Source organism: Pseudomonas juntendi, from assembly GCF_009932375.1.
Lineage (GTDB): Bacteria > Pseudomonadota > Gammaproteobacteria > Pseudomonadales > Pseudomonadaceae > Aquipseudomonas > Aquipseudomonas juntendi.
In genome coordinates this window covers 1-451 of the sequence record NZ_BLJG01000508.1, presented here as the reverse complement: position 1 = coordinate 451, position 451 = coordinate 1, and the positions used below count along the sequence as shown (strand labels likewise).

Here is a 451-nt window from a genome sequence, read left to right as displayed (position 1 = left end):
GGCGGTGGACCCGGTTGGTCAGTGCATGGTGGTGGGCTGCCTGCTGCAGTGACGCGCGGGCCTGGTCCAGTTCGCTGAGCAGCACGCTGACCCGGCGCAGGTCATGCTCCTTGCTTTGCAGCTTCTTGTCGGCCAGGGCCGCGCGTCACTGCAGCAGGCAGCGCGATGCACTGACCAACCTGGTCAACCGCCGTGGTTTCAACCAACTGTTCGCCGAACGCCTGGCCGAGCACCTGGCCAGCGAAAGCCGCCTGGCGGTGATGTTCCTGGATATCGACCATTTCAAACGCATCAATGACAGCCTTAGCCACCACGCTGGCGATGAATTGCTCAAGGTCATTGCCAACGATTTCAAGGCCGCGACCCCCGGTCATGACCTGGTGGCACGCTTTGGTGGCGATGGCTTCTGCGTGGTCACTAGCCTCACCAGCCTCGACGAAGCCCGCCATCT

General features: G+C 62.7%; 1 protein-coding gene. It reads left to right on the top strand.

Annotated features, from left to right (window positions below; translation table 11 throughout):
• On the top strand, positions 1-451 hold a 451-nt coding region (locus tag GYA94_RS28835; RefSeq protein WP_161893486.1), incomplete at both ends, for a GGDEF domain-containing protein.